General features: G+C 64.4%; 21 protein-coding genes. 12 read left to right on the top strand and 9 right to left on the bottom strand.

The features are described from left to right. Positions 1–249 precede the first annotated feature (249 nt). The 3 genes from QFX32_07880 (at position 250) to QFX32_07870 (ending at position 9,483) form a co-directional block, all read left to right on the top strand. Positions 250–3,723: a PKD domain-containing protein gene (locus QFX32_07880; protein MDI9633953.1), complete on the top strand. Its 3,474-nt coding sequence runs from the start codon at positions 250–252 to the stop codon at positions 3,721–3,723. Between the two features lie 2,648 nt (positions 3,724–6,371). Continuing rightward, positions 6,372–7,478 (top strand): PKD domain-containing protein, encoded by a 1,107-nt coding sequence (locus tag QFX32_07875; protein MDI9633952.1) that lies wholly within the window; start codon positions 6,372–6,374, stop codon positions 7,476–7,478. A 34-nt stretch (positions 7,479–7,512) separates the two neighbouring features. Next, positions 7,513–9,483 (top strand): PKD domain-containing protein, encoded by a 1,971-nt coding sequence (locus QFX32_07870; protein MDI9633951.1) that lies wholly within the window; start codon positions 7,513–7,515, stop codon positions 9,481–9,483. A 51-nt stretch (positions 9,484–9,534) separates the two neighbouring features. Here QFX32_07870 and QFX32_07865 read toward each other — a convergent pair whose 3' ends face one another. Both QFX32_07865 and rqcH read right to left on the bottom strand, forming a co-directional pair. Then, positions 9,535–10,560, bottom strand: a complete 1,026-nt coding sequence (locus QFX32_07865) for an mRNA surveillance protein pelota (protein MDI9633950.1) — start codon at positions 10,558–10,560, stop codon at positions 9,535–9,537. After that, positions 10,557–12,464: a ribosome rescue protein RqcH gene (gene rqcH / locus QFX32_07860; protein ID MDI9633949.1), complete on the bottom strand. Its 1,908-nt coding sequence runs from the start codon at positions 12,462–12,464 to the stop codon at positions 10,557–10,559. The genes QFX32_07865 and rqcH overlap by 4 nt, the downstream gene beginning before the upstream one ends. A gap of 60 nt (positions 12,465–12,524) precedes the next feature. On the opposite strand from rqcH, the gene QFX32_07855 reads away from it, so the two are divergent. The 3 genes from QFX32_07855 to QFX32_07845 all read left to right on the top strand — a co-directional run bounded on the left by QFX32_07855 (position 12,525) and on the right by QFX32_07845 (position 15,079). Continuing rightward, positions 12,525–13,043, top strand: coding sequence for a hypothetical protein (locus QFX32_07855; protein ID MDI9633948.1), 519 nt, complete (start codon positions 12,525–12,527; stop codon positions 13,041–13,043). Positions 13,044–13,073: 30 nt separating this feature from the next. Beyond that, entirely contained in the window at positions 13,074–14,864 is a 1,791-nt protein-coding gene (locus tag QFX32_07850) for a ribosome biogenesis/translation initiation ATPase RLI (GenBank protein MDI9633947.1), read from the top strand. A 65-nt stretch (positions 14,865–14,929) separates the two neighbouring features. Continuing rightward, entirely contained in the window at positions 14,930–15,079 is a 150-nt protein-coding gene (locus QFX32_07845) for a DNA helicase PriA (GenBank protein ID MDI9633946.1), read from the top strand. Here the strand turns inward: QFX32_07845 and QFX32_07840 are convergent. Both QFX32_07840 and QFX32_07835 read right to left on the bottom strand, forming a co-directional pair. After that, positions 15,042–15,356: a DUF1922 domain-containing protein gene (locus tag QFX32_07840; GenBank protein MDI9633945.1), complete on the bottom strand. Its 315-nt coding sequence runs from the start codon at positions 15,354–15,356 to the stop codon at positions 15,042–15,044. The two genes, QFX32_07845 and QFX32_07840, sit on opposite strands and share 38 nt — an antisense overlap. A 121-nt stretch (positions 15,357–15,477) precedes the next feature. Beyond that, on the bottom strand, positions 15,478–15,636 hold the full coding sequence (locus QFX32_07835; protein ID MDI9633944.1) for a preprotein translocase subunit Sec61beta: 159 nt from the start codon (positions 15,634–15,636) through the stop codon (positions 15,478–15,480). Positions 15,637–15,683: 47 nt separating this feature from the next. Between QFX32_07835 and QFX32_07830 the strand changes: the two genes are divergently transcribed. The 6 genes from QFX32_07830 (at position 15,684) to QFX32_07805 (ending at position 21,796) form a co-directional block, all read left to right on the top strand. Beyond that, positions 15,684–16,739 carry an amidohydrolase family protein gene (locus tag QFX32_07830; GenBank protein MDI9633943.1) on the top strand — a complete coding sequence of 352 codons (1,056 nt, stop codon included), beginning with the start codon at positions 15,684–15,686 and terminating at the stop codon, positions 16,737–16,739. Positions 16,740–16,776: 37 nt separating this feature from the next. Next, complete coding sequence (locus tag QFX32_07825) at positions 16,777–17,214, top strand: universal stress protein (protein ID MDI9633942.1); 438 nt, start codon at positions 16,777–16,779, stop codon at positions 17,212–17,214. Next, complete coding sequence (locus QFX32_07820; protein ID MDI9633941.1) at positions 17,211–18,050, top strand: CBS domain-containing protein; 840 nt, start codon at positions 17,211–17,213, stop codon at positions 18,048–18,050. Before QFX32_07825 ends, QFX32_07820 begins: the two co-directional genes overlap by 4 nt. 91 nt (positions 18,051–18,141) lie before the next feature. Continuing rightward, a complete protein-coding gene (gene psmB, locus QFX32_07815) occupies positions 18,142–18,783 on the top strand; it encodes an archaeal proteasome endopeptidase complex subunit beta (GenBank protein MDI9633940.1) in 642 nt (213 codons plus the stop codon). A 26-nt stretch (positions 18,784–18,809) separates the two neighbouring features. After that, positions 18,810–20,699: a beta-CASP ribonuclease aCPSF1 gene (locus QFX32_07810; GenBank protein MDI9633939.1), complete on the top strand. Its 1,890-nt coding sequence runs from the start codon at positions 18,810–18,812 to the stop codon at positions 20,697–20,699. Next, positions 20,696–21,796 carry an MFS transporter gene (locus QFX32_07805; protein MDI9633938.1) on the top strand — a complete coding sequence of 367 codons (1,101 nt, stop codon included), beginning with the start codon at positions 20,696–20,698 and terminating at the stop codon, positions 21,794–21,796. The genes QFX32_07810 and QFX32_07805 overlap by 4 nt, the downstream gene beginning before the upstream one ends. Here the strand turns inward: QFX32_07805 and QFX32_07800 are convergent. The 5 genes from QFX32_07800 to QFX32_07780 form a co-directional block, all read right to left on the bottom strand. Beyond that, the gene (locus QFX32_07800; GenBank protein ID MDI9633937.1) at positions 21,738–22,595 is read right to left on the bottom strand and encodes a metal ABC transporter permease; all 858 of its coding nucleotides are present in this window, start codon (positions 22,593–22,595) and stop codon (positions 21,738–21,740) included. The two genes, QFX32_07805 and QFX32_07800, sit on opposite strands and share 59 nt — an antisense overlap. After that, positions 22,595–23,386 (bottom strand): ABC transporter ATP-binding protein, encoded by a 792-nt coding sequence (locus QFX32_07795; protein ID MDI9633936.1) that lies wholly within the window; start codon positions 23,384–23,386, stop codon positions 22,595–22,597. The genes QFX32_07800 and QFX32_07795 overlap by 1 nt, the downstream gene beginning before the upstream one ends. Then, complete coding sequence (locus tag QFX32_07790; GenBank protein ID MDI9633935.1) at positions 23,383–24,327, bottom strand: zinc ABC transporter substrate-binding protein; 945 nt, start codon at positions 24,325–24,327, stop codon at positions 23,383–23,385. The genes QFX32_07795 and QFX32_07790 overlap by 4 nt, the downstream gene beginning before the upstream one ends. Beyond that, entirely contained in the window at positions 24,324–24,782 is a 459-nt protein-coding gene (locus QFX32_07785; protein MDI9633934.1) for a metal-dependent transcriptional regulator, read from the bottom strand. Before QFX32_07785 ends, QFX32_07790 begins: the two co-directional genes overlap by 4 nt. Positions 24,783–24,847: 65 nt before the next feature. Continuing rightward, positions 24,848–25,738, bottom strand: a complete 891-nt coding sequence (locus tag QFX32_07780; GenBank protein MDI9633933.1) for a PEGA domain-containing protein — start codon at positions 25,736–25,738, stop codon at positions 24,848–24,850. Positions 25,739–26,176: the final 438 nt, after the last annotated feature.

Below are 26,176 nucleotides of genomic sequence, written 5' to 3'. Positions count from 1 at the left end.
TGCCCGCCCCTTTCCCCGGTTTCCACCGTCGCCTCCCATTCACCCGCGACTCCTGCCACGCGTCCGTCTTCCGTCAGCAGGTGTCCCTGCACCTTTCCTCCCGCGGTGAATCGAGGGCCGGAAACGGCCTTTTTCCCCATAAGTTTAAATGTAACCTCGAACAAGCACCATGTATATAAACGTGTGGACCCCTTTAGGAGGGCGAACCAAAGGCCCCGGGGAACACGCCACGTGGAGGAAGCGAAGAGTATGAAATGGTACCCTGCGGGGAAAGACCGGATAATCCCACGACGTTCCGGTCCGGGAACCACCACGTTCCTGCTCCCCGTCGCGATTGTCCTCGTCGTGGGCATGGTGCTGCCGTGCAGCGCGGCACCACCCCCTTTTGCCCGTCTCGACCTGAACGCGAGCCAGACTTACAAAAATATGACGGTCTCGTCGGTCGAGACCGTTGACCTCATGAATCTCTCGGTCTCGAGGGTCACCATCCACTCGACCGCCGGCGATGATTCGGACGTGAAGAACATCCTCTTTCCGGAAGTCCGGAATATCCGGAGGATCTTCTCGTCTGAAAATGCGACGTGGCACGGGAACACACTCACCATCCTCGGCGGCACGGACACGACCGTCTCGGGGATAGGATTCAGGAATTACACCTTCTTCAAGGTCGTCGCGGTACCCGTGGTCCACGTGGTCGTGCAAGGACCGGCCAGCGGGGACGTATTTCTCTCGAGGATCATCGACCCGAATCTCCGCCTCAATCTCACCATGGAGGGACTACTGAAGAATACCGACCGGCTCTACGTCATGCGCTCCTACGACAGCCAGTCTGGGATCCTCGGCCTCGAGATTCAACCGGACGGAACAATAGGGAAAAAAGTACTTATCAATATCGATCCCGACGACTTCAGGGAGCATGACCTCGGCTTCACGCTCTTAAAGAACGAGAACAACCTTTCCGGTTTTCTCCTCGAGAGGAATATTGCCCAGATAACATCCCAAAGCTCGATTGTAATTCCAAAGTCCGGGAATCATGTCCTCTACGCGTTCCGTTATTCCCCGCCCCCTGAAAATAAAATCGCCGTCTACGCGGCATGGCCGGTCCTCGTGACAGACGGTGACAACAGGCTGGAACTGGTTGGAAAGACCCCTCCCTACAGGTACGACAAGCGGTCCGGCGCAGACCTCGAGCTCACGTTCCAGAACCCGGCACCCGTGAAGAATATCACGTACCTCCTCGTGAAAGGGAACGAGACCTACGATGTACTCGTGAGGGTGAACATGACGGCCCTCGGGGAGGTTGGGGGTTCCGTTACCCCCGAGCAGGTCCTCTCCGGGAATCCCTTCCTCGCCATTCTCCGGGAGACAGGCCTAGGCTTGGACGACTTCAAGAAGGTCGTCTCCTATTCCGTCTTCGCCGTCGGGAACGCAACCCCGCCGCACTCGGCCCACTTCTCGAAGATCAACATCACGCCGGGATACGGGACGTCGGGGTACGCGACGCACGCGTCCCAGGTCACGATTCCCCACGGCGACCTGCAGGGGCTCCTCGACGGGACTTTCGACCTCTACGCCCTCGGCGCGGACGGGAACAACACGGTCGTGGCCCTCGACCACGATACCGTCCTCCTCGGGACCTCTCCGCGCGCAAACTTCACTGCCAACCGGACCGCGGGGACCGCGCCGCTCACAGTGGAGTTCACCGATCTCTCCGACGGTACCCGGCCCTTAGGTTACCAGTGGGACTTCGGTGACAATACTCCGAACGGAACCGCACAGGACCCGGTCCACACCTACAACAACCCTGGCCTCTACGATGTCACCCTGACCGTGACAAACGATATCGGTTCCGGGACCGAGACGAAGGCCCAGTACATCAACGTCACGGGGCCCGCGCCGACACCGACACCCACGCCCACACCTACCTTGACACCGACACCTACGTCCACTCCTACCTCGACACCTACCCCGACACCCACGCCCACTGCTCCTCCGCTGCAGGCCGGTTTCACCGCTGACCCCACGGTGGGATTCGTTCCCCTCGCGGTCCAGTTCACGGACACGTCCACCGGACCCCACGACACGTGGTTCTGGACTTTCGGTGACGGTGGGACATCCACAGCGCAGAATCCGGTCCACACATACGGGTCTGTCGGCACCTACACCGTCTCGCTGACGGTGAGACAGGGGGCGGGTACACCGTCGACGATGACGAGGGTTGACTACATAAGGGTCGTGCCCGTGCCTCCCCCGCCCGTCGCACAGTTCGTTGCGAACGTGACGTCGGGGCCCGTGCCTCTCACCGTCCAGTTCACCGACCTCTCCACGGGGTCCATGTACGAGTGGATCTGGAATTTCGGTGACGGGGGCAGTTCCACGGCGAGAAACCCGGTCCACACCTATGCACAGCCCGGGAACTACACCGTCTCGCTCCGGGTGAGGGGTCTTGGCGGTATCGACACCGAGACCAAGACAAATTACATCGCCGTGCACGGGATCCCGCCCGTCGCCGACTTCGTTGCCAACGTCACGTCCGGAGAGGCCCCGCTCCCGGTCGCATTCTCCGACCTCTCCACGGGTGAACCGACGGCATGGTCATGGACGTTCGGCGACGGCAGTGTCTCCTCCGTGCAGAACCCTGTCCACGTGTACCAGTACGGCGGGACCTACACCGTTTCCCTCACCGTCGCAAATGAATACGGGTCAGGCTCCAAGACGAGGACCAATTACATCAATGTGACAGGACAGCCACCACCGCCGCCGCCGGGCCTGCAGGCAGACTTCGTGGGAGCCCCGAGGTCTGGTTTCATCCCGCTCACGGTCCTCTTCGCGGACATCTCCACGGGGAACCCCACCTCGTGGAACTGGTCGTTCGGTGACGGGAGCTACTCCGACGAGAGGAACCCAAGCCACATCTACACCCGGCCGGGAGGGTACACCGTGTCGCTCACGGTCTCGAACGGCACGGCGACGGATACCGTGACCCGGACCGACTACATCATCGCGTCCCAGAGGGGTGGCGGCGGTGGTGGCGGTGGAGGCGGAGGAGGGGGCACCTTCCTCATCACGGGAACCCCGACGCCCACCCCCACACCCACACCGACTCCCACGGTAACGCCGGCAGGACCTCTCCCGCTCGGGCCCGACGGCAGGACCCTGCAGCCGGTCACGATCGTCTCGCCGGACGGCAGGGCCTCGGTATCCATCGGGACGGCCGTCGCAGTGACCTGCGGGGATGGTCCGCAGCCCCTGACGATCGAGCTGTTCCCGGTTGCCGAGCGGGACCTCCCCCCCGTCCCTGCTGATCCCGCGTTCACGGGATATGCCTACATAGTCAGCCCGAACTGCACGCTCCTCGACCCCGGTGCGACGCTGTCGCTCCAGTTCACCGCCGAGGAGTGGAATGCCCTCGCGGGCCGCGACCTCGTCCTCATGCATTTCGACCCGCTAAAAGGGACTTGGATACCGCTTCCCACATCCACGGACCAGGACAGCCGCACGGTGAGTGCGCCCATCACCCAAGGCGGCATCTACGGGCTGTTCGCGAGGGCACCGGCAGAAACGCCCGTCCCGACCGCCGGGACCCCGGCTCCCACTCCCACCCCCGGGGCAGAATTCCCGCAGGTGCCCGTTGCGATCCTTGTCGTGGTCATCGCCGTCGCCGCGGGAGTGGCGTTCTACATCGTAAGGATAAGGCCGGGACGCGGGGGACCGCCGGAGTGAGCGCTCTAAAAAATGAATCTTTCTTCTAAATTTCGCCATTCTTCCAATTTTTCACTATCTATATCACGATCTTCTCCCTTTGATCTCACAAAAAAAGGGCAGAACCTCCCGCGACTGGCAATGGGAGCGCACTCGTTCTCACGTGCACGATCTCGCGCGACTGCCACGGGAATGTCGCACACCGTTGGCACCAGTGCCGCGAGGACTTCTGCCCTGAATAATCGAATAAAAATGGAATTGATGCAGCCCGGATTGAAAATACGGTTTTTTAACATGATATGTTACCGCAACACTCGTGAAAAAAAGGATAGCTTAATATACCAAACATCACCGTGAATCTCACCGGACTAACCCCGGAATCGCAGTCCCGGGGTGCCCGAGGGGTCATTCACCGAAATGGGCGATGGAAAAATATATATGTATATCCACCTTAACCCTCACCATATAAAAGAGTGGATAATCCCCAAGCTGGACGTCCGGGATACCTCTCTTGTTATATACAATCAAGGTGGTCCAAAATGACGCTTCAAGAGAAAGTTCTCCTCTCGTTAGTGATGGGCATCGCGATCGCCGCGATGGTGCTACCGGCTTCGGCGCAGTTGAATGTTGTTCCCCAGGGTGGAACTGTTATTCTGGGAGAGGAAGGCCTCGATGTAACCGCCGCTGTTGGGAGTGCACAATATCTCGCATGGTGGGATTCAACATCGAGTATGAGCAATCCCCCTGACAGGCAAATCGACCTCTCTGGGTATGTTCTGACGAATTTTAATATCGATGACAGTCCAACATCTCCGTTCGTTGGAACCGAAGGAAAAGGTTTTTGGTGGAGATTGTATGAATCTGGGCAGACTAATCCAACAGAGCCTGCATTTACAGTTGTCGCTCCGGAAGCCATATTGAGAATCAGGGATCTTGGGCCAAGCACTGTCGGTTATAATACGGATGTCACAGATGGTACTGCCCTCATCGGGGACATTCTTGACTTTGAGCTCACCCAGTCTTCACTCCATTACATTTTCCTGAGAAGTCCTTCATCGACATTTGATTGCAGGATTGTTGTGAAAGGACCAGGAGGGGTCACGTACAATAAACTGTGGTCTCCGACAGTTCCCACCGCTTCGCAGAGAGATCTCACTTATCTTGCCGTTAATTCGTCACCCTGGTATTGGTCGTCAGGAAATGGATCTATTTATTATAAAGCAAATGGGTGGAAAACAGACGCTATCGATCCTATCACGAGTTTCCCCGTGTATAGTCCCGGAACCTACCAGGTATGGATAGAATGCAATCAAAATAATTTAGGATTTAAGGGGACAATTAAAACAGTAACACTTGAAGAAGAGAAACCTACCCTGACAGTCAATCCTGCATCCCTCATTCGAGGAGACAAATTTTATACAACAGTAAAAGGAATTCCCAATACCACTTATCTCATATGGATTAAGGATTGTGATGGCTGTCCAAATGGCTGCTGCGACGATGCTATGTCAGGTGTATGTTGTGACCAACCCCCAATGATTACGCCTGGACAAGAGGGGATTAAATTTACAGACCAGTATGGTTCTTTCGAGATTTCCTGTCCCCGCACAATAGGCAGTATTTGTGATATGTATCAAACGTGCAGTGACTGTGGCTGCACATATAGACAACCGGTCAATGGTGGGGGAATAAATGGCAAATATTACACGATTGGTGATACACTCATCGAATGGTGTGGATGTTACTGCACCGAAAAACTATATGGCATACTTCCCCACAGCCCAGATGGGGGGAAATATTACTATGCTCTTGTTTATACTGACGAAAAAGGAGAAAGAACAATCGAATGGCAAACAAGCACATGTACTGCCCCATCTTCGTACAAGATACGAACGCAGCGATGGATTCCATACGATGTCTGTGAATTGGACCCAACAAGGCCGTACGCAGAAACGTGCGTGAATGTGCAGAAAGGTGTTGTGACAATCAATACTGAGGTGTGTGGGGTAACTTCCGACGAAGGGTACCTTGGTGAAACCATCAGAATTTTCGGAACAAACACAGATTCCCGCACAACCTATCTCTTCATCACGGGACCATGCCAGAACTGCGCTGGCGTCGATATGAATGCAACAAAAACGGTTGTGAACGGAAATGCCTCGACGTTCACGGCTATTCCTGTGAAATCTGACGGAACATGGGAATACAGGTGGGTCACGCGTAATCTGCAGATAGATCTTGGAAGATATACGATCTATGCGACAAGTATGCCTAATGATGCCCCTGCTCTCGAAGGTGTACCTTGTAACGAGTGCAGTGGCGTGAATGTGACATGCGCTGCATGGGCTAAAAAACCGTTTACATTCCTTGAACCTTCCATTACAGGAACAATCAATCCAAAGGTCTTGAAGATTGTATGCTGTATTCCTCCTTCCATATCTGTGAGTGGAACCGTGACAGGTATGAGGGGAGAGGCAATTGGTCAACAATATAATACCGTACCACTCGGGTTCTGGGTGTTTGGCGAGAATAAAGTGGCTGGTCAGAAATACGTTTTCGATACTGTTTTCCCTGACTGTAATACAGGAAAATACTCCATTAATTTAGCTAATTATATTAATACCCTTGCCCTCGAGCCCGGAACCTATACCATCGTTGTCCAGCATCCCATGTATAACCACAGGCTCGATATTATACCTGAAACAAAGATTTGTGACCAGTCAGACTGGTGCCCGTGGTTACGGTTTGACCCTGCGGTCCTTAGAGATGAGGTATGGTACCCTGACGTCAACAAGAAGTTCGTCGTCACTGCTACGCCAGTCCGTTGGAGCAAGCTCTTCGTTATCGACGGGCCAGACCGCCTCGCGGGGACGGCAGCGCTCCATGCCCTTCTCCAGGGATTCAGTGACAGGAACGTCGATGACAGGATTCTGGTCCTGAACTTCACCGTCGAGAGCAACACGGCCCTGCAGGCAGATTTCTCCGGGACGCCGAGAAACGGTCCCGCCCCGCTCTCCGTCCAGTTCACCGACCTCTCCATAGGGTCGCCGACGACGCGCGAGTGGAACTTCGGTGACGGATCCACTTCCGGCGAGGAGAATCCCCTGCACGTCTATTCGAGCCCGGGGACGTACTCGGTGACTCTCACAATTACGGGTGCCACCGGAACCTCCTCGATCACGAAGAACGCGTACATCACAGTGACGGCAGGACCCGGGCCGACGGGCACCCCCACCCCGACCCCGACGACCCCGCCGGCGAGCACGATGAGGCTGTACCCCGGCTGGAACTTCGTCTCGACGCCGAGGACTCTTGCCGACGGCCAGAACACTGTCGGGACGGTCTTTGCGGGTGTGGATAAGGGCGGAAGGTCGGTCTTCCTCTACGACGCCGCGAGCGGGATCTGGAGGCAGATGACGGAAGATTCGGTCGTCAAACCCCTCGACGGGATCTGGATCTACTCGACGGCGACGGTCGACGTGCCCTTGACGTACAAGAACGACCCGCTTGCCCTCCCGCCGACGAAGGATCTCTCCTCCGGCTGGAACGCGATCGGGTTCTCGGACGTGAACCCGACGAGTGCGAAGGACACCCTGATATCCGTGAAGAACCAGTGGACGCAGGCCATCGGGTTCAATGCAGCGTCGCAGGCCTACGAGACCTCCCTGATCAACGGTGGCTCGGGGAGCCACAGCGACACGAACCCAATGTACCCGTTCAAGGGCTACTGGTTGTTCATGAGCTCGCCCGGGACCCTGGCCGCGATCAGTGCCTGATCGCGGCCCATCCCGGTACCCAGCGAGGAGCGAAATGTCGACGAAGCCACTCATTTTTTTCCTGATTATCGGACTCGCAGCAGGGATCGCAGTGGCCGATTCCCCCCCTCCAATCCCCTGCACGTACTACGGGACGGTCACGATTAACGGTGCCCCCGCGCCGGTCGGAACAGTTATCCAGACAGTCGTGTACGGCACCGTCCGCGGTGACATCACCGTGACAGTACCGGGAGTCTACGACCACCTCATCGCCGCAGTCACCTCGAGTGAGTACGAGTGCGGCTGCAGGATCCCTGTCGAGTTCTACGTGAATGGGATCAAGGCACCGCAGACATCCACGTTCTCTGCGGGGGGTTACAAGAACGTGGACCTCGCGGTCACGGGTGTCGTGACGCCCACCACGCAGCCCACCACGTCGCCGGTACCCACAGCATCGCCGACGACGCCACCACCGACGACCGTCCCCCCAACAACCTCCACAACAACCCCGACGGCCAGCCCCACGACATCCCCGGTCCCGACCACATCCCCGGTCCCGACCACTTCCCCGACCGCTCCACCCACCGCTTCTCCCACAATTTCTCCAACGCCCACCCCCACAGTGACACCGACGCCAACCCCGACCTGCGTTCCCCCGCTGCCCCACCAGTTCTACGGCGAGGTGACTGTCAGGGATGGCATCCCCGCACCCGCTGGTACGACGATCGAGGCGCGCGTCGTGGGTGGCCAGACGGGGGCCGGGAACCCCTTCACCGTGACGAATCCCGGGTTCTACGGTGGTCCTGGTTCCTTTGACCAGAGGCTCCAGGTCTACGGCTGCATAGAGGAGGGGGCTCCGATACAGTTCTTCATCGACAGGGTTCCCGCGGAATGCCTGGACGTCCAGGCAGGAGGAACGTGGACGAATACGTATCCTTTCCGCTCGGGCCAGCTCACGCGGCTCAACCTCAGGACGAACCGATCCGTCTTCGTGGTGGATTTCATCGGGAGCCCGGTCACGGGGACGGAACCCCTCGTCGTGAACTTCACTGACCTCACGGTCGGATTCCCCACGAACTGGCTGTGGGACTTCGGCGACGGGAAGACGTCCACGGAGCAGAACCCGAGCCACCAGTACCTCTATGGGACCTACACCGTCACGCTCACCGCGTGGAACAACGAGACGAGCGGGGCCATGACGAAGCTGCACTACATCAACGTCCGCAGCGCCGCGGGCGGCGGAGGTGGCGGGGGTGGCGGCGGTGGGGGTGGCGGTGGAGGGTTCTTCGCCGTGGGCGGCGCGACCGCGACGCCGACCGCGACCCCCACCCCGACCCCGACGACGCCCGGCGTCCCGCCGGTCCCCGGAGGCATCCTGCCCCTGAACTCGGCGCTCACCCTCTCCCAGTCGGTCACGATCGTCGCCGAGGACGGGGTCGGGACGCTCTTCCTGCCCAACGGGATGAAGCCGGAGGACGCCTCGGGCGCACCGCTCCGCACGCTGAGCATAAAGCCGCTTTCCGAGGGTAAACTCCCGAATGTCCCCGCAGCAGGGTTCGCGTTCGCCGGCTACGCCTACGAGGTGGAGCCGTCCGGCGCCCGGTTCGATCCCTACGTCACGCTCTCCCTCGTCATCCCCGAGGGAGACTGGCCGCGCCTCGCGGGCAAGGACCTCTCCCTGAAGTGGTTCAACCCGGCCACGTCCGCGTGGGAGAACCTGCCCACGACCGTCGACAGCGCATCGCGGACCGTCAGCGCGAAGATCACCCACACGAGCACCTTTGCCCTGTTCGTCGCCACCCCGCCGCCGCCCACGCCGCCGCCCGAGACGACGGCCACGACGCCCACGCCCACGGCACCCGAGGTCGGGGGAATCCCGATGGACCTCGTGCTCAAGCTCGTGATAGTCGTGGTCATCGTCGCGGCAGGGGTATCGGTCGCCCTCTTCTTCCTCCGCAGGAGGGGCGGCCGCACCGCCCCCGCCGAGGCCCCCGAAGAGGACTGGGAGATTAAGGGCCTCAAGTAAACTTTTTTCCCGGGAATCCCCTGCCGGCAGGTAACCGGAGGGGAGTCCCCCTCACCCGAGGTGGAACCGCAGGATCGCGGCGATCCCGCCGAGGGCGTCAAGCTGCTTTCCCGGGTCGAACCTGCCCGAGAGGACGGTCACGCGGGCCCCCTGCTGCTCGGCCCTCTCGAGCAGCGCCGCGATTCCCGCGTCGTGGAGGAGTGAATCGCAGACCATGACCTCCTCCGCCGCGCCGAAGTCGACCGCGCGTTCGACCTCCCCCCTCCCATACGCGGCTGGCATCTCCTTTGCGATCCGCAGGAGGAGCTCCTCGATCGCCCGCACCTCCCGCCCGAGCTGCGCGTCCTCGCAGATGCGGTCGAGCACGCCCTGCCCCGCGACCTCCCTGACGGCCCCCGCGCCCGCCCTGCGCGTCTCGACGAGGATCACCCTCCCCGCGACCTCGGGGTGGTGGGAGGAGAGGAACCGCGCGAAGTCGTCCTTCGCAAAGCCGGGTCCCGCGATGACGAGCGGCCCGCGGACCGCCGAGACCTCCCCCGCGACCCGCGAAAAGAACGCGTGCCGCGAGCCCCCTTCCCCGCCCTTGCCGCTCCCCATAAAGACCGATGCCACCTCCTCGGGGCCCGACTGGCGGACGCGGAAGAGCGTCGCCTCCCCCTCCTCGATTGCGAGGACGTGCACGGGCTCGTGGACCGATGCTTTCACAGCCCTCTCGATCCTCTCGAGGTCGTGCGGCTTCCAGTGCCTGATGACAGAGATCTCGTACCCCGGCTCGACGTTGAGGGTGTGGTGGGCGCCGGTGTCGATGCCGTGCTCGATCGTCCCCGCGATCCGCAGGCGGCCCGAGTGCTCGTGGAGCTCGATCTTCTCCACGCGGATCCCGAGCCGGACGGGCCTCTTCTCCATCTTCTCCGGCCTCAGCTTGTCGGACGGCGCATCGACCGTCCGCAGCGTGGTCCCAAAGACGAGGTCCCCGGGGCCGACGATGTGGGAGAGGTGCCAGAGGTCGTCGGCGTTCTCGGGGAGGAGCCGAATCTCCCCAAACGACCTCTTCAGTTCCCCGACCTCGGCCTTCATCCGCCCTCCTCCACGAGGTCGGATCCCCCGGGGGGGACGAACGCGGCCACCGCCTCCTCAGTGAGGACCTTCCTGTAGTCCCTCTGCTCCGCCGGGGAGAGCTTCTCCCGGAGTGCCCGCAGCACCTTCTTCGCCGCGTCGTTCGGCTCGAAACGGCCCGGCACGAGGTTTACCGCGATTCCTGTGGATGCCCGGACAGCCGCCGGCGGCCCCCCGATCACCTCTGCCGCGGGGGCCTTCCGCAGCCCGATCGCGACCCCGAGCGGGACGTCCCTGAAGTACCGGCGCTCGCCCCTCACGATGAACCCGCCCTTCGCCACGTACTCGCCTGCCTCTGGGGTCTTGCTCACCTGTTCCGGCCGCACGCAGTACACGTCCGCGGAGTGGTGCCCGCTCTTCCACGCGCCCGAGTACGACGCGGCGAAACACGCGACCTCGTCCCACTTCTCTGTCCTGCCCTTCACGATCACGACCGGCGCGCCGTGCACGTCGGCGTGGACGAAGGAATCGTTCCCCTCCATGTACTTCTTCACGAGTTCCTCGTTCTGCGACGCGTCCCTCCCCCCGACCACGAGTGCCCCGTCAGAGGTGAAGAACCAGCGGAACCGGTGGTACCACCTCTTCTTCGGCGGCGCCACGCGGGTCTCCCCGCGCTCCTTCCGGGGGACGACCCTCTCCATCGCGGCGAGCGCTCCGGCGATCTTCCTCCGGTACTTCTTGATCTCCTCGTAGTACGCGGCCGCGTTCGCCTCGATGCTCTCCCCCACATCGAGGGTGACGCGCTCGCCGAGGTCTATCTCGATTGCATTCCGCTCCGGGTGGAACGCGACGATTCTCGTCGCGGGACCCTCGCGGGCACCCCGGACGATCGCCTCGATCTCCTGCCACGAGTACCTCTCGCGGGCCTTCCGGAGCGTTTCGAGGACCTCGGAGACAAGCGGATAGTGGGAGTAGAGAGCCTCGACGGCCCTCTCGCACGCCGCGATCTTCTCCTCGAACTTCCTGACCGCCTCCTGCTGCCGCGCCCTGACGTGGTCCTCCCGCGCGCGCTCCTCCGCCATCCTCGCCTCCACCCCGGCCGCCGGCTGCGCGGGTGGGGGGAAGAACGCGTCGAGCGCCCGGTTGAAGGCGAGGGGATCCCCCGGTACAGTCCCGCCTCCCCCTTCGAGCGGGAAGGGGATGCACGAGTCCGGGGAGGTGACAGGCTCTATCCCCTCCGAGGCGCGGCGGAGGAGGGCCTCGACCTCGCCGTAGAGCGCTGCCGCGGGGACCTCCCCTGCCGGCGCCTTCTTCTCGATCCCCGCCCTGCGGCAGATGTACTCCGCGTACGGCCCGCCGAGCATCGCCCCGACCGCGAGGGCCCGGACGATGTCCCTAGGGTCCCCCGAGAGGAACCGGGCGAACTCCTCGGGCCCCGAGGTCGCGGGGCCCTCCGGGGGGAGGGTGTAGGTCGCGCCGGGGACAACGTCCCTCTCTTTAAAGCGGAGGTGGCGGAGCGGCTGGATGATCGTCCAGTCCCGGTCGCAGAGGACGACGTTGCCCCTGTCGAAGAGCTCGATGACGAGGCGGAAGAGGTGGTCGCTCTTGCCCACCTCGAGGAGGACGATCCGCTGGATCCCGTGCTGGCGGACGGAGAGGACGCGCCCCCCGAGGAGGTACTTGCGCAGGAGCATGGGGAACGCCGTCGGCATCTTCGGGACCTGTATTTCGCGGGCGGTGAGGTAGGCCCTCACCGGCGGCTCGACGAGGAGCTGGTACTTCGCGTGCTCCTTTCCCTTCAGCCGTATGAGGAGGGCGCCGGGTACGACCTCGTAGGCCTTGTCGACCCAGAGGGGGAGGAGACGCTCCCACTCGGTCACGAGTGCCCTCACGTCGATCCCGGACAGGCCCTGCGCGGTCGCCATCGGTATACCAAGCTACATATTTCCGGGGCACCTAAAAATAGGACTACTGGTGTGTCCACGATGAGTGCGGATTCCCCCGGCAGGAAGGGCAGGAACCCCGGGAAAAAGTCGTTCCTCGAGAAGTACAGGGAGGCCCTCGAGAGGGAAAGGGCCGAGAGGGAGAGGGAGAGGGAAAAGAGGCTGAAGGCCCTCGAAGGGGGGAAAGGCGGGGCGGATGCCGGGGAAGACGACACCGGGGCGGTGGAGACCGTGGAATTGCCCCGGAAGAAGACGCGTGAGGAGAAGCAGGCCGAGCACCTCGTGCGGATCTACAGGACGCTGGCAGCGTCCCTGCTCGGCATCGGAACGGGCGTCGCGTCGTACCTCCTCGTCGAGCCCGGCCAGGTCGCCGGGATCCAGCCCTACACTGTCCTCGCGTTCCTCGTCATGGTGGCGGGGATCGTCCTCCAGAAGCACCTCTTCATCCTGCTCGGGCTCGGCGCGGAGAAGATGGGGGCAAAGGACTGGTTCTACCAGGGGTTCATGACGTTCGCGTTCTGGTTCATCGCCTGGACGATCCTCCTCACCCAGGGCACCTGACGGGAGACGGCAGAAGGGGGATTCCCTCGCATGCGGATCGCAGTCGTCCACAAGGACCGCTGTCACTCGAAGAAGTGCGGGACCGAGTGCATCATCTACTGCCCGAAAGTCCGCACCGGCGACGAGACGGTCATCCTCGGGGAGGACCAGAAGGCCCACATCTCCGAGGAGCTCTGCGTCGGGTGCGGCATCTGCGTGAAGAAATGCCCGTTCGAGGCGATCGACATCGTCAGCCTCCCCGAGGAGCTCGATCGCCCCACGCACCGGTACGGCGAGAACGGCTTTGCCCTGTACGGGCTCCCCGTCCCGGCGGGGGGGCGTGTGACGGGCATCCTCGGGCCGAACGGGATAGGCAAGACGACCGCGATCAAGATTCTCTCGGGCCAGCTCCGGCCGAACCTCGGGGTATTCCACGGCGAGAGGGACTGGAAGGAGATCCTGAAGCTGTACGCTGGGACCGAGCTCTTCGACTACCTCCAGACGATCTCCCAGAAGAAGATCCGGATCGCGCTCAAGCCCCAGTACATCGACAGCATCCCCCGGTTCTTCTCCGGGACCCCGCGGGAACTCCTCAGGAAGACCGACGAGCGCGGGAAGCTCTCGTCCCTCGCCGAGGCGATGGGCCTCTCCCCCGTGCTCGACCGGGACATCTCCACGCTCTCGGGCGGGGAACTCCAGAGGGTCGCGCTCGTCGCGTGCCTCGCGCGCGACGCGGACTTCTACTTCCTCGACGAGATCACGCCGTACCTCGACATCTACCAGAGGGTCGCAGCGGCACGCCTCGTCCGGGAGACGGCCCTCGAGCGCCCCGTCGTCATCGTGGAACACGACCTCGCCATCCTCGACATGCTCGCCGACGTCGTGCACATCGCGTACGGAAAGCCCGCGGTCTTCGGTGTCATCACCCAGCCGAGGGGAGTCAGGGTCGGGATCAACGAGTACCTCGCGGGGTACCTCCCCGAGGAGAACGTCCGGTTCAGGGATTACCCCGTCGTCTTCGAGAGGAGGACCCACGCGGACGGGTCTGAGAGGCCCATCCTCCTCGAGTTCCCCCGCATGGAGAAGACCTATTCCCGGTTCCGCCTCGAGGTCGCGGGGGGAGACATCCGGGCGGGCGAGGTCCTCGGCGTGCTCGGCCAGAACGGGATCGGGAAGAGCACGTTTGCGCGCCTCCTCGCGGGCGTGGAGACTCCGGACGCGGGGGCCGTCCGGTTCCCCCTCAGGGTCTCCTACAAGCCCCAGTACATCAAGGCCGAGAGCGGGGACACCGTCGAGTTCTTCCTCCGGTCCATCACGAACCAGTTCGACACGTCCCTCTACCAGCACGACATCCTCGAGCCCCTCGCGCTCCGGCCCATCCTCCAGTCGCCCCTCGACACGCTCTCGGGCGGCGAGCTCCAGAGGGTCGCCATCGCGGCGTGCCTCTCGCGGTCGGCCGACCTCTACGTCCTCGACGAGCCGAGTGCCCACCTCGACGTCGAGCAGAGGGTCAGGATCACGCGGATGTTCCGCCACTTCGTGGACGGGAAGGACGCCGCGATCCTCGTCATCGACCACGACATTTACCTCGTGGACATGATCAGCGACCGGATACTCGTCTTCGACGGCGTGCCGGGCGAGAGGGGTGTCGCGACCGGCCCCTTCGGGATGAGGGAGGGGATGAACAGGTTCCTCGCGAAGCTCGACGTGACGTTCCGCAGGGACAAGACCGGCAGGCCGCGGATCAACAAGCCGGGGTCATACCTCGACAGGGAACAGAAATCGGCGGGGGAGTACTACTACTTCTCTGAGAGGGAGGAGACCGGCGCGCCCGGGCACTGAAGGACGCGGGGGTCACCATAACCGCTTCAGAAACTTTTTCTCCCCCCTCCCGCCATATCCTCCTCATGGTCCGGCACGAGTGCGGGTTCGAGCAGGAGATCCTCTGCCGGAGGTGCGGGTCCCCCGTCCTCTACAACCAGAGGATAGGGCTCCACTGCCCCCGCTGCGGGCGCGAGATCACCCTCTTATGCCCGGGTTGCGGGAAGAAATGGTGACGTCCTCCCCGCCTGCCCTCTTCCGGAGCCACTCCGCGTACTGCGCGCGGAGTGCCGCGAGTTCCTCGGCGGAGAGGTCCTTCTTTTTGTTCCTGTGCAGGTATTCCTCGAGCTGCCCGACAATCTGCTCGGCGACCTGGTACTCGTCCACCTCGACGTACACCTGTGCCTTCCCGACCTCGAACGCCTCCCCGCAGACCGGGCAGAGTTTCCACTGCTGGAACCGGTCGACGTACGAAAAGGTCCGGCACCCCGGGCAGCGGATGATCAGGAACATCTCGGCAATTGGTGATTGCAGCTCCCATTGTATATAAATATTGACGGGAGCGGCGCTCGCGGGGGAACGGTGTGCGGACCGGGAAACCGCGGGCGAATGGGATTCCGGGAAAAGATTTTATTCAGTAGATGATGTTGAGGACGAGCACCGCGACACCGATTGCGGCACTCACGGCGATGACAGAGTACGGGCTCACGCGGATTGCCCTCCTGTCCTCGCTCTCGTAGTAATTGACGAGCCCCGCCGAGGAGATCAGGCGTCCTCCCTGTTTCCTTGCCATGCAAAACATATTTCTCGTTCTCCATATATAAAAGGCTGGCAGGAACCATGGCGGCCCGGGAACTCGCCGTGGAGGGGGTCGCCCTCCTCGGGGATGACTTCGAGGAGGTCCCCGCACGGATCGTGGTCGAGGGCGGGACCGTGAGGAGGATCGAGGAGATCGGGGAGAGGCGCGGCGACCTCCCGTGGATCCTCCCCGCGTTCTTCAACGCGCACACCCACCTCGGGGACAGCATCGCGATGGACATCCCGCTCGAGGGGGACCTCGACGCGATCGTCCGGCCCCCCGACGGGCTCAAGCACAGGATCCTCCGCGCGACGCCCCGCGGCGATCTCGTCCGCGCGATGCGGCTCTCTATCCGGGCGATGGCGCGCGGCGGGACCGCGGGTTTCGCGGATTTCCGCGAGGGGGGCAGGGAGGGTGTCGGGGCACTCCGCGAGGCCGCGAGGGGCATCCCCTGCAGGCCGGTCATCCTCGGGCGCGAGGGGGGCGAGGAGATCGCGGACGGCATCGGGATATCCAGCGCGCGGGACGTCGTCGGCCACGACCTCGACGGGATGGTCTCCCGCGCGCGGGAGGCGGGAAAGATCGTCGCGTTCCACGCCGGCGAGAGGGACCCCGGCGACATCGACGCCGCCCTCTCGTACGACCCCGACCTCCTCGTCCACTGCACGCACGCGACGCGCGAGCAACTCCGCCGGATCGCGGACCTCGGGGTCCCCGTCGCCGTCTGTCCCCGCGCGAACTGGCGGTTCGCCGTCACGAGCTCGCCCGAAAAGCCGCCCGTCCGGGAACTCCTCTCCCTCGGGTGCACGCTCCTCCTCGGGACGGACAACGCGATGTGCGTCCAGCCCGACATGTGGGGGGAGATGGCCTTCCTCTGCACGGTCTACCGCGTCGCACCGCGGGACGCCCTCCGGGCTGCAACGGCCGGGGCATCGGTCCTCGGCAGGGCCCCCTCCCTGCTCGCCGAGGGGAACCCTGCACGCTTCCTCGTCGTCGACCCGCGCGGGTCCAACCTCGCCCTCAGCCGCGACATCGCGGCCACGCTCGTCCACAGGGCAGGACCCGCGAATATCGTGAGAAAAGTTATTAAATTGTAAAGGACATTACATAGGCAGACTATTTTGGAGCGTACTGATGTTCTCGAATATCTTGGTCGCTGTTGACGGGTCAAACATGGGGAGGAGGGCATTCGAGATCGCCCTCGAGGAGGCCCGGGTCTGGAAGGCAAAAGTCCACGTGGTCTACGTCGTGGAGACAGGGCTCTTTTCCTCCCTGCCCATGGACAGCACCTGGGAGATAATGTTCAGCATGCTCGAGAAGGAGGGGAAGGAGACCCTCGAACGCGCGAGGGAGGCAGCGCAGAAGGCCGGCGTCCACGCCGAGACCCACATCCGGCAGGGGCACGCGGGGTCAGAGATCCTCAAGACCGCGTCCGAGGTGGGGGCAGACCTGATCGTCGTGGGCTCGCACGGGAAGAGCGAGGTCGACAGGCTCCTCCTCGGGAGCGTATCGAACTTCGTCGTCGGCAACAGCAGGGTGGCCGTCCTGGTGGTGAGACCATCGCAGAAATGAGAGTCCGGGACTACATGACGACCGACGTGGTCTCCGTGGAGATCCCGGGGAACCGCGACGACGTCCTCAAGATCCTCAAGCGCACCGGGATATCCGGCGTTCCCGTCCTCAAGAAGGGCAAGCTCGTCGGGATAATCACGAGGAAGGACCTCCTCCGGAAGGCGGAGGAGACGCAGCTAGGCCTCCTCATGACCCCAAATCCCATCACCATCGGGCCGGACGCGACCATACAGGAGGCCGCGGCCCTCATGACGAGGCACTCTGTCCGCCGCCTCCCCGTCGTCGAGGACGACAGGCTCGTCGGCATCATCTCGGTCGCCGACCTGATCGCGGCGATCGCCCAGATGAAGATCAGGGAGGAGATAAAGGACTCGTACATCAGCCAGACGTTTGCCCTCTGGGAGGAGACGCCGCTCCCGCTCGTCGGGCGGATCATGGAGATATCGGGGTTCGACGCGATCCCCATCCTCGACGGGGAGAGCACGCTGCAGGGGATCATCTCCGAGCGCGATCTCATCCGCCACTCCATGATAGAGGACCTCGTGGAGGTGAGCGACTTCTCGAACGGCACGGACGACGACGAGTGGACGTGGGAGAGCATCCGCGACACGCACGTCATCAGCTACGGGATCTCGCGCATCCAGCTCCCCAACCGCCCCGTCAAGACGGCGATGGTCAGGAACGTCATCTCGGTGCCGATGAACGCCGAGGTGAGCGAGTGCGCACTCAAGATGAAGCGTGCACGCGTCGACCAGCTCCCCGTCGTGAACGGCGACCGGAAGCTCGTTGCCATGCTCTTCGACAGGGAGCTCATCAGGGCCCTCTGCAAGGCCTGACAAAAATGTTTATACGCGTGGATGACACTATACTCATTGAAGCGCTTTTAAGGTAATTTCCCAGCGTTTTCCGATATTTTGGGGTGCTTCCATGAATGACCAATACAGGGAAGGACTAAAGGGCACGACCACGGTCGGCCTCGTCCTCCGGGATGCAGTGGTCCTCGCGTCCGAGATGAGGGCCACGATGGGATACCTGATCGCCTCGAAGAAGGCAAAGAAGATCTACCAGATCGCGGAGAGGATAGGGATGACGACCGCGGGCGGCGTCGGGGATGCCCAGCAGATCGCGCGGCTGATGACCGTGGAGTGCAGCCTCTACCAGATCCGGCGCGGAAAGCCGATGACGGTCGGCGCGGTGGCAACGCTCCTCTCGAACATCCTCAACGCGAACCGGTTCTACCCCTTCTACGTCCAGCTCCTCGTGGGCGGGATCGACGACGATGGCCCTAAGCTCTACGCGGTGGACGCCCTCGGGGGAGCATCCCGCGAGGAGGAGATGGTCGCGACGGGGTCCGGCTCGCCCATGGCGTTCGGGGTCCTCGAGGACAGGTACCGCAAGGACCTCTCGGTAGACGAGGCGGTCGCGCTCGCCGTGCGGGCCATCCGGTCCGCGATGAAGAGGGACGCGGGGTCCGGCGAGGGCATCCACGTCGTCGTCATCACGAGGGAGGCGTACAGGGAACTCCCCGAGAGCGAGATCGAGGGAATTTCCCGGGCTGTACCCGCCTAGTCACCCTTTTTTTTAGGTAGGTCTTGATGCAGATCGAAGAGCGGCTCAAGGAGCTCAAGGACAAGATCAACGAGAAGGTCCCGGCGGGGATCACGGTCTCCGACGTGGAGTTCGAGGGACCGGAACTCGTCATCTACACGGACGATCCCAAGAAGTTCGCCGACCAGGCGGACCTCATCAAGATCCTCGCGCGCGACCTGCGCAAGCGGATCGTCGTCCGGCCGAACGTCCTCGAGGACCCCGAGAAGGCGGTGAAGGACATCCGGGCGGTCGTCGCGGAGAGCGCGGGGATCACGGACATCTACTTTGACGCCGACACGGGCGAGGTCCTGATCGAGGCCGAGAAACCCGGCGTCGTGATCGGGAAGAACGGCGCGACGCTCCGCGAGATCACGCGGCACATCGGGTGGACGCCGAAGGTCGTCCGGACGCCCCCGATAGAGTCCACCACGGTCAAGCAGATCAGGCAGTACCTCCGGTCCGTGAACGAGGAGAGGAAGGAGTTCCTGAGGACCATCGGGAGGAGGATCCACCGCGACGTCATCGCGAAGGACCAGTGGGTCAGGGTGACGATGCTCGGGTGCTGCAGGGAGGTCGGGCGGGCAGCGTTCCTCCTCTCGACGCCCGAGTCGAGGGTCCTCATCGACTGCGGCGAGAAACCCGACACGAACGCGAGCACCCCGTACCTCTATGTCCCCGAGATACACCCCTTGAGCCAGCTCGACGCGGTCGTCCTCACCCACGCCCACCTCGACCACTGCGCGCTCGTCCCCCTCCTCTACAAGTACGGGTACGACGGGCCGGTGTACAGCACGCCGCCGACGAGGGACCTCGCCGCGATGCTCCAGCTCGACTACCTCGACGTGGTGAGCAAGGAGGACAGGAAGATCCCCTACAGCTCGAACGAGGTGAAGAGCTACGTCCGCCACTCGATCACCCTCAACTACGGCAGCGTGACCGATATCGCCCCGGACATCAAGCTCACCTTCCACAACGCCGGGCACATCCTCGGCTCGGCGATCGCCCACTTCCACATCGGCGACGGCCTCTACAACATCGCGTTCACCGGGGACTTCAACTTCAGCAAGAGCCGCCTCTTCAACCCCGCGACCTGCAACTTCCCGCGGCTCGAGGCCCTCATCATGGAGAGCACGTACGGGGGCTCGGGCGACATCCAGCCCACGCGGGCCGAGGCCGAGGAGAGGCTGTATGAGATCGTGAGAAACACGCTCCGGAGGGGCGGGAAGGTCATCATCCCCGCGTTTGCCGTCGGGAGGTCGCAGGAGGTGATGCTCGCGCTTGAGGAGGGGATGCGCAAGCAGAAGATCCCCTCCGTCAAGATCTACCTCGACGGGATGATCCGGGAGGCAACCGCCATCCACACCACGTACCCCGAGTACCTCAATAGCGACCTGCGCAACCAGATCTTCAAGGAGGGGCACAACCCGTTCCTCGCGGAGTGCTTCGTCCCGGTCGACTCCCCCGACCTGCGGGAGAAGGTCATCTCCGGCGACCCCTGCGTCATCATCACGACCTCGGGGATGCTCAACGGCGGCCCCGTGATGGAGTACCTGAGCAACCTCGCGCCCGACGAGAAGAACGCGCTCGTCTTCGTCGGGTACCAGGCGGAGGGGACGCTCGGCCGCCGCATCCAGAAGGGGTGGCGCGAGATCCCGGTCGGGAGGAAGGGGACGATCCTCATCAACATGGATATCGTGACGATCGACGGGTTCTCCGGCCACTCCGACCGGAAACAGCTGATGAACTACATCGCCCACATCCAGCCGCGGCCCGAGAAGATCTTCACGGTCCACGGCGACGAGAACAACACCATCGACCTCGCGAGCTCTATCTACAAGAGATACCACATCGAGACTCACTCGCCCATGAACTTGGAGACGTACCGGATGATATGAAGGAGAGCCTCGCCCTCCTCCCCGGTGTCTTCTCGGTCATGGCACTCTCGAACGCGATAGTGCCCGTCCTCCCCTCCTTCGCGCCCGGGACAGCGCTCCAGGGCGCGGTGTTCTCCGCGTACTTCCTCGGGGCGTTCCTCTTCGTCCTGCCCTCGGGGTACCTCGCCGACAGGGTCGGTGCAGTCCCGCTCGTCCGCGCCGGGCTCTCGCTCACCCTCCTCTCGGGGATCGTCCTCTCGGCAGCCGGATCGCCGCTCCTCGTCCTCGCCGGGCGGCTCGCCGAGGGGATCGGGGCAGGTCTCTTCGTCCCCGCGGCGCTCGCGCGCCTCAACGCGCGTCCGGACCACGAGCGGATGAGCGGGTACTTCATGGGGCTCCTGAACCTCGGCCTGCTCTCCGGCCTCCTCGTGACGGGGTGGCTCGTCTCTGCGGGCGGGGGGCCCCGCGAGGGGATCGTCCTCTTCACGTGGGTCTCGCTCCTCCCCCTCGCGCTCTCGCTCGGCATGGGGGAGGGGAAGGGCTCCCCCGGGAACGGGGGCGAGCCGGCGGGGGAGACGAGGGAGAGGCTCGCCTGGGCGCTCCGGACCTACTTCTGGCTCTGGTTCTCTGCCGTCGTGCTCGTCGGGATCACGGGGGCCCTCACCGCCCTCCACCCCGAGCACAGCGGCCTCTCCGCCGGCCCCGTCTCCGCCCAGATCGCGCTCATGAACATCGCCACCGTCGCCTCGGTCCTCGTCACCTCGCACGCGAGCCTCCCCCCCGTCCCGACGATACGTGCCGCGTCGATCGCCATGGCGGGCGGCGTCGCCCTCACCTTCTTCTCGATGTGGGGCTTCCTCGTGATCGGCTGGCTCGCGGGAATGGTGATGATAGCCCAGCTCTCCTTCCTCGCCGCCGCGGGGAGGCGGCAGGGCGTGCTCATGGGACTCTTCAACACCGCGAGTTACGGGGGCATGTCCGCCGTGCCGTTCCTCGCGGGGATCACCGCGGAGCTCGCCGGGTTCCCCGCGGCGTACTTCCTCACGGCACTCTCTGCCCTCACCGTCGCGGCGACCATCGGCCGGTGCGAGTGCCGCCGGCCGGCCGTTCCCGCCTGAACCGGGAGAGGGCGAGGGACGCCGCGTAGACCGCGGTCCCGAGGAGGACGATCGTCGCGCCCGAGGGGAGGTCCCAGAGGTACGAGAGGAAGAGCCCCGAGAGGGAGAGCGCGAGCGCAAGGCCCGTCGCCGCGACCATCATCGGGAGGAGTCCCGTCGAAAATCCCCGCACGCTCGCCGCCGGGAGGACGAGGAGCGCGATGACGAGGATGATCCCGACGATGCGGATCAGCATGACGATGCAGGCCGCGGTGAGGAGGAAGAGGAGGAGGGTGAGCGCGGTCACGGGGAGGTTCATGACCCGCGCGTACTCCTCGTCGAAGGTGACCGCCTTGAGGGGATTGAAGAGGAGGGCGACGACCCCCACGATGAGACCGCAGAAGGCGGCCATGGCCCAGAGATCCGAGGGCGGGACGAGGAGGATGTTGCCGAAGAGGTAGCCGAAGAGGTCCGGGGTGTACCCCCTCGCGAAGCTGACCGCGACGATCCCGACCGCCATCCCCGTCGCCCAGACCGCCCCGATGAGGGTGTCGACATCCTGCCCGGCCTTCTCCGAGAGGAGACCGACCGCGAGCGCGACGGCAACGGTGAACAGGAATGCACCGAGGAGTGGGTCGAGGGAGAAGAGGTACGCGAGTCCCACGCCCCCGAACGCCGCGTGCGATATCCCGCCGCTCACGGTCACCATCCTCCTCACCACGACGAGGCTCCCGATGATCCCGCAGGCGACGCTCGCGAGGACCGCGGCCGCGATCGCGTTCCTGAAGAACCCGAACGCGAGGATGCCCGGGTCCGGGATCACGTCGCGCCCCCCTCCCCGTGGTCGCGGAAGACCCTGTGCGGGATCCCGTGGGCGATGAGGTCGACGGGACAATGGTACGTCGCCTCGATCATGTCCTCCGTGATCTCGGGCGAGTCGTGCGTGTAGAGCCTGCGGTTCAGGCACGCGACCCTCGTCACGTGCCGCGAGATGACCCCGACGTCGTGGCTCACGAGGAGGACCGTGAGCTTTCGCCCGAGGTTCTCGAGGAGGGTGAAGAACTGGAGCTCCGTGGGTGCGTCGATGTACACCGTCGGCTCGTCGAGGACGAGGATCTCGGGGTCGGAGACGAGTGCCCGGGCGAGGATCGCCCGCTGCTGCTCGCCGCCCGAGAGGGAGGAGAGGGGCCGGTCAGAAAGCTCCTCCATCCTCAGCAGCGAGAGGACCCGCGCGGCGGCCTCCCTGTCTGCGGGGGTGTACCTCGCCCACGGGAACCGGGTCCTCGAGAGCCTCCCCGAGAGGACCATCTCCCCGACCGTGATGGGGTAGCTGAAGTCGAAGGTCCTGAACTGCGGGACGTACCCGATCCGCGACCTCGCCTTCCCCGGCGGCTGCCCGAGCACGCGGACACTCCCGCGGGTGGGTGAGAGGAGGCCGAGGATGATGCGCAGGAGCGTCGTTTTCCCCCCGCCGTTCGGGCCGATCAGCGCGTAGAAGTCCCCCCTCCTCACGCGGAGGGAGACGTCCTCGAGGATCGGGACCCCGTCGCGGGAGAACGAGACCCCCTCGACCTCGATCACGTCCCCCTCGCCGCTCCCTGCACGCGTCATCGGGACCGCATGCCCTCCGCGATCGCACCCGATATCCTGACGAGGTTCCCGGTCACGTCGGGGGAGAGGGGGTCGACGAGGGCGACCGTCCCGTTGATCTCGCGCGCGATGACCTCGCTCTCCCTCGTGCTGAACTGGGGCGCGGCGAAGACGACCGTTATCCCGTTCTCGCGCGCGAACGTGACGATCCGCGAGATTTCCGCGGGTCCCGGTTCGTGGCCGCCGGCCTCCACCGCCACCTGGGAAAGCCCGAAGTCGCGCGCGAAGTACCCGAACGCCGGGTGGAAGACGAGGAACGACCTCCCCTCGAGCCCCATGAGGTTCCTCTCGATCGCTTCCTCGCAGGAGTCGACCTTCCGGAGGTACGCGTCCCTCCTCGCGGCGTACTCGCCCGCGCGGTCAGGATCCATGGCAGAGAGGGCTGCCGCGACGTTCGTCGCCATCACCCGGAGGTTGGCCGGCGAGAGCCACACGTGGGGGTCGACGCCCCCCGCGCCGCCCCCGTCCCCGCCCCGCAGGAGGGCGATCCCATCCGACATGTTCACGACGGCCATGCGGGGGTTCTGCGCCACGAGCCGCGCGACCAGTACGTCCTCGAGGGGGAGGAGGCCGGGGCCGAGCCTGAAGTAGGCGTCGGCAGTGCTCGCCCGTCCCACCGTCGAGACGGGTGGCTCGTAGGTGTGCGGTTCTGCCCCCGGCGGGACCATCGCGACGATCTCCCAGCCGTCGCCCGCGATCTCCCTGACGACCTCTTCCTGCGGGGGTACCGTGACGACCGCGGTCCTCGCGTGGGGTGGTCCCCTCCCGTGCGCCGGCCCGTCGAGGCACCCCGCGACCGAGGCAAGCACGAGGAGGGCGAGGAGGGAGGAAAGGAGGGTCCTTGCCGCGCGGGCAGGAGGGCGCGGGTGGGCTACGTCGTGGACGGGGCCACCCGGGATCATTTTGGTACCTCCCCAATATTTTCCGCCCGCGGACCCCTCTCGCACAGGGCGCCGTGGGAGATCGCGCCGCATATCCCCGTCGTCGGGTGGCCGAGCGACGCGCAGATCCTCCGGACGGCCTCGGCCGAGACGTACGCCTCGAACCGCTCTGCCTCGCGGCATGCCTCTTCCCCCGTGAGCCCGTAGTGGGAGAGGACGAGCCCAAGAACCCTGTGCCTCCAGATGAGGAAGTCGGCGCATGCGATCCCCATCTCGGTGAGGGTGATCTCGCCGTAGGGCTGGTGGGCGACGTAGCCGCACGCCGCGAGTTCCCTGACAGCCTTCGTCACCGTCGACGGGTCGACCGAGAAGTGCCCCGCGATCTCCCCCGTCCTCGCCCCGTTGCCCCTCTCGCGCAGGAACTTGAGGTACGCGATCTTGCGGGGCGAGAGTCCCTCGTCTGGAATCGGATCCACCTCTCCACCTCCCGAGGCCAGTTTCGCGAAAAAATTTGGTGGCGTACCAAAGATAATCTTTCCCTTCAGCGGGGAGACGCGGGGGGGACCGTCACGTTCCCGGGGCGGGGGGTGAGGTTCGCGAGTCCCGCGGAAAGCGCGGGAACCGGCCCGATGCGCACCGGGCGGATCTCCACCGTGACAGTCTCCCCCTCGCCGGGATACTTCTGGATGGGGACAGTCGCCGGGAGGTACCCCTCGGCACGAACCGTGAGAGTCCTGCAGGGACTCCCCGTCAGGTAGATGGGAATCCGCAGGGTGCCGCCCCGCACCTCCCCCCTGTAGATACCATCGACGTAGACGGCCGCCCCCTCGACCGGGCACCTCACCTCGATGAAGCCCGTGCTCCCCCCGATGACCGGCGGGTTATCCCCGGAGGGCTGGAGGGGCCCGCCGGCCGTCGCGTTTGCCGGGCTCCCGGGCGGTGCCTGGTTTCCGACGCGGACGAGGACCGAAGCGGTGTCGCAGCCCGCGGGACCGCACGCGACGAGTGTCACCGTGTAGTTCCCGGGCGCACGGTACGCGTGGACGGTCTCGGCGTCGGTCGAGGTCGCGCCGTCGCCGAAGTCCCACGTCCTGTGCGAGACGTCACCGGTGGAGACGTCGCGGAACCCGACGGCGAGCGGGTCCTGCCCGTCCCCGGCCACGGTCTGGATTGCCGCGGCAGGCGGGACGGCGGTGCGGAGCGAGAGGACCGGGAGGTAGAGCGTCTGGGATCCCGCGAGGGTGATCTCGCTCTCCCACGGGACGCGGCCCTCGAGCGCGACCCGGATGCGGTGGGTCCCGGGCGGGAGGGAGACGCAGAGGGGCGTGCGGCCCGCCACGTCCCCGCCGACCGTGACCTGTGCGCCGGCCGGCTCGGACTCGATGCAGAGGGTGCAGCCGCACGGGCCGCCCGGGGTGCCTTCACCGTGCACCTCCCCCTGCCCGCCGGGTTCCGCCGCGCCGGCCGGGGGAGGAGACTCCCCCGCGGGTCGCGTGGCCGCGGGTGCCGGCGTGGATACCGGGGACGGAGTCGGAGCAGGAGACTGTGTCACCGCGACGTCCGGTGTCGGGGTGGGAGGCGGTGGCAGGGTACGGGGCGGCGCAGGCGTGGAGGCTGGTGACAAGGTCGGAGTCGGGGACGGAGTCGGAGCAGGAGACTGTGTCACCGCGACGTCCGGTGTCGGGGTGGGAGGCGGTGGCAGGGTACGGGGCGGCGCAGGCGTGGAGGCTGGTGACGGGGCCGGAGTCGGGGACGGAGTCGGAGCAGGAGACTGTGTCACCGCGACGTCCGGTGTCGGGGTGGGAGGCGGTGGCAGGGTACGGGGCGGCGCAGGCGTGGAGGCTGGTGACGGGGCCGGAGTCGGGGACGG

Origin of the sequence: Methanolinea sp. (assembly GCA_030055515.1) — an archaeon.
GTDB lineage: Archaea > Halobacteriota > Methanomicrobia > Methanomicrobiales > Methanospirillaceae > Methanolinea_A.
Note: the sequence above shows the minus strand (reverse complement) of the source record. Positions and strands in the feature narration are given on the sequence as shown.

Excerpts from the sequence above, each read along its gene's own strand:
- QFX32_07825 (MDI9633942.1), top strand. The coding sequence starts at position 16,777 with ATGTTCTCGAATATCTTGGTCGCTGTTGACGGGTCAAACATGGGGAGG.
- rqcH (MDI9633949.1), bottom strand. The coding sequence starts at position 12,464 with ATGGCGACCGCGCAGGGCCTGTCCGGGATCGACGTGAGGGCACTCGTG.
- QFX32_07830 (MDI9633943.1), top strand. The coding sequence starts at position 15,684 with ATGGCGGCCCGGGAACTCGCCGTGGAGGGGGTCGCCCTCCTCGGGGAT.
- QFX32_07840 (MDI9633945.1), bottom strand. The coding sequence starts at position 15,356 with ATGTTCCTGATCATCCGCTGCCCGGGGTGCCGGACCTTTTCGTACGTC.
- QFX32_07795 (MDI9633936.1), bottom strand. The coding sequence starts at position 23,386 with ATGACGCGTGCAGGGAGCGGCGAGGGGGACGTGATCGAGGTCGAGGGG.
- QFX32_07790 (MDI9633935.1), bottom strand. The coding sequence starts at position 24,327 with ATGATCCCGGGTGGCCCCGTCCACGACGTAGCCCACCCGCGCCCTCCT.
- QFX32_07820 (MDI9633941.1), top strand. The coding sequence starts at position 17,211 with ATGAGAGTCCGGGACTACATGACGACCGACGTGGTCTCCGTGGAGATC.
- QFX32_07810 (MDI9633939.1), top strand. The coding sequence starts at position 18,810 with ATGCAGATCGAAGAGCGGCTCAAGGAGCTCAAGGACAAGATCAACGAG.
- QFX32_07845 (MDI9633946.1), top strand. The coding sequence starts at position 14,930 with ATGGTCCGGCACGAGTGCGGGTTCGAGCAGGAGATCCTCTGCCGGAGG.
- QFX32_07850 (MDI9633947.1), top strand. The coding sequence starts at position 13,074 with ATGCGGATCGCAGTCGTCCACAAGGACCGCTGTCACTCGAAGAAGTGC.
- QFX32_07805 (MDI9633938.1), top strand. The coding sequence starts at position 20,696 with ATGAAGGAGAGCCTCGCCCTCCTCCCCGGTGTCTTCTCGGTCATGGCA.
- QFX32_07835 (MDI9633944.1), bottom strand. The coding sequence starts at position 15,636 with ATGGCAAGGAAACAGGGAGGACGCCTGATCTCCTCGGCGGGGCTCGTC.
- psmB (MDI9633940.1), top strand. The coding sequence starts at position 18,142 with ATGAATGACCAATACAGGGAAGGACTAAAGGGCACGACCACGGTCGGC.
- QFX32_07865 (MDI9633950.1), bottom strand. The coding sequence starts at position 10,560 with ATGAAGGCCGAGGTCGGGGAACTGAAGAGGTCGTTTGGGGAGATTCGG.
- QFX32_07875 (MDI9633952.1), top strand. The coding sequence starts at position 6,372 with ATGTATAACCACAGGCTCGATATTATACCTGAAACAAAGATTTGTGAC.
- QFX32_07870 (MDI9633951.1), top strand. The coding sequence starts at position 7,513 with ATGTCGACGAAGCCACTCATTTTTTTCCTGATTATCGGACTCGCAGCA.
- QFX32_07880 (MDI9633953.1), top strand. The coding sequence starts at position 250 with ATGAAATGGTACCCTGCGGGGAAAGACCGGATAATCCCACGACGTTCC.
- QFX32_07855 (MDI9633948.1), top strand. The coding sequence starts at position 12,525 with ATGAGTGCGGATTCCCCCGGCAGGAAGGGCAGGAACCCCGGGAAAAAG.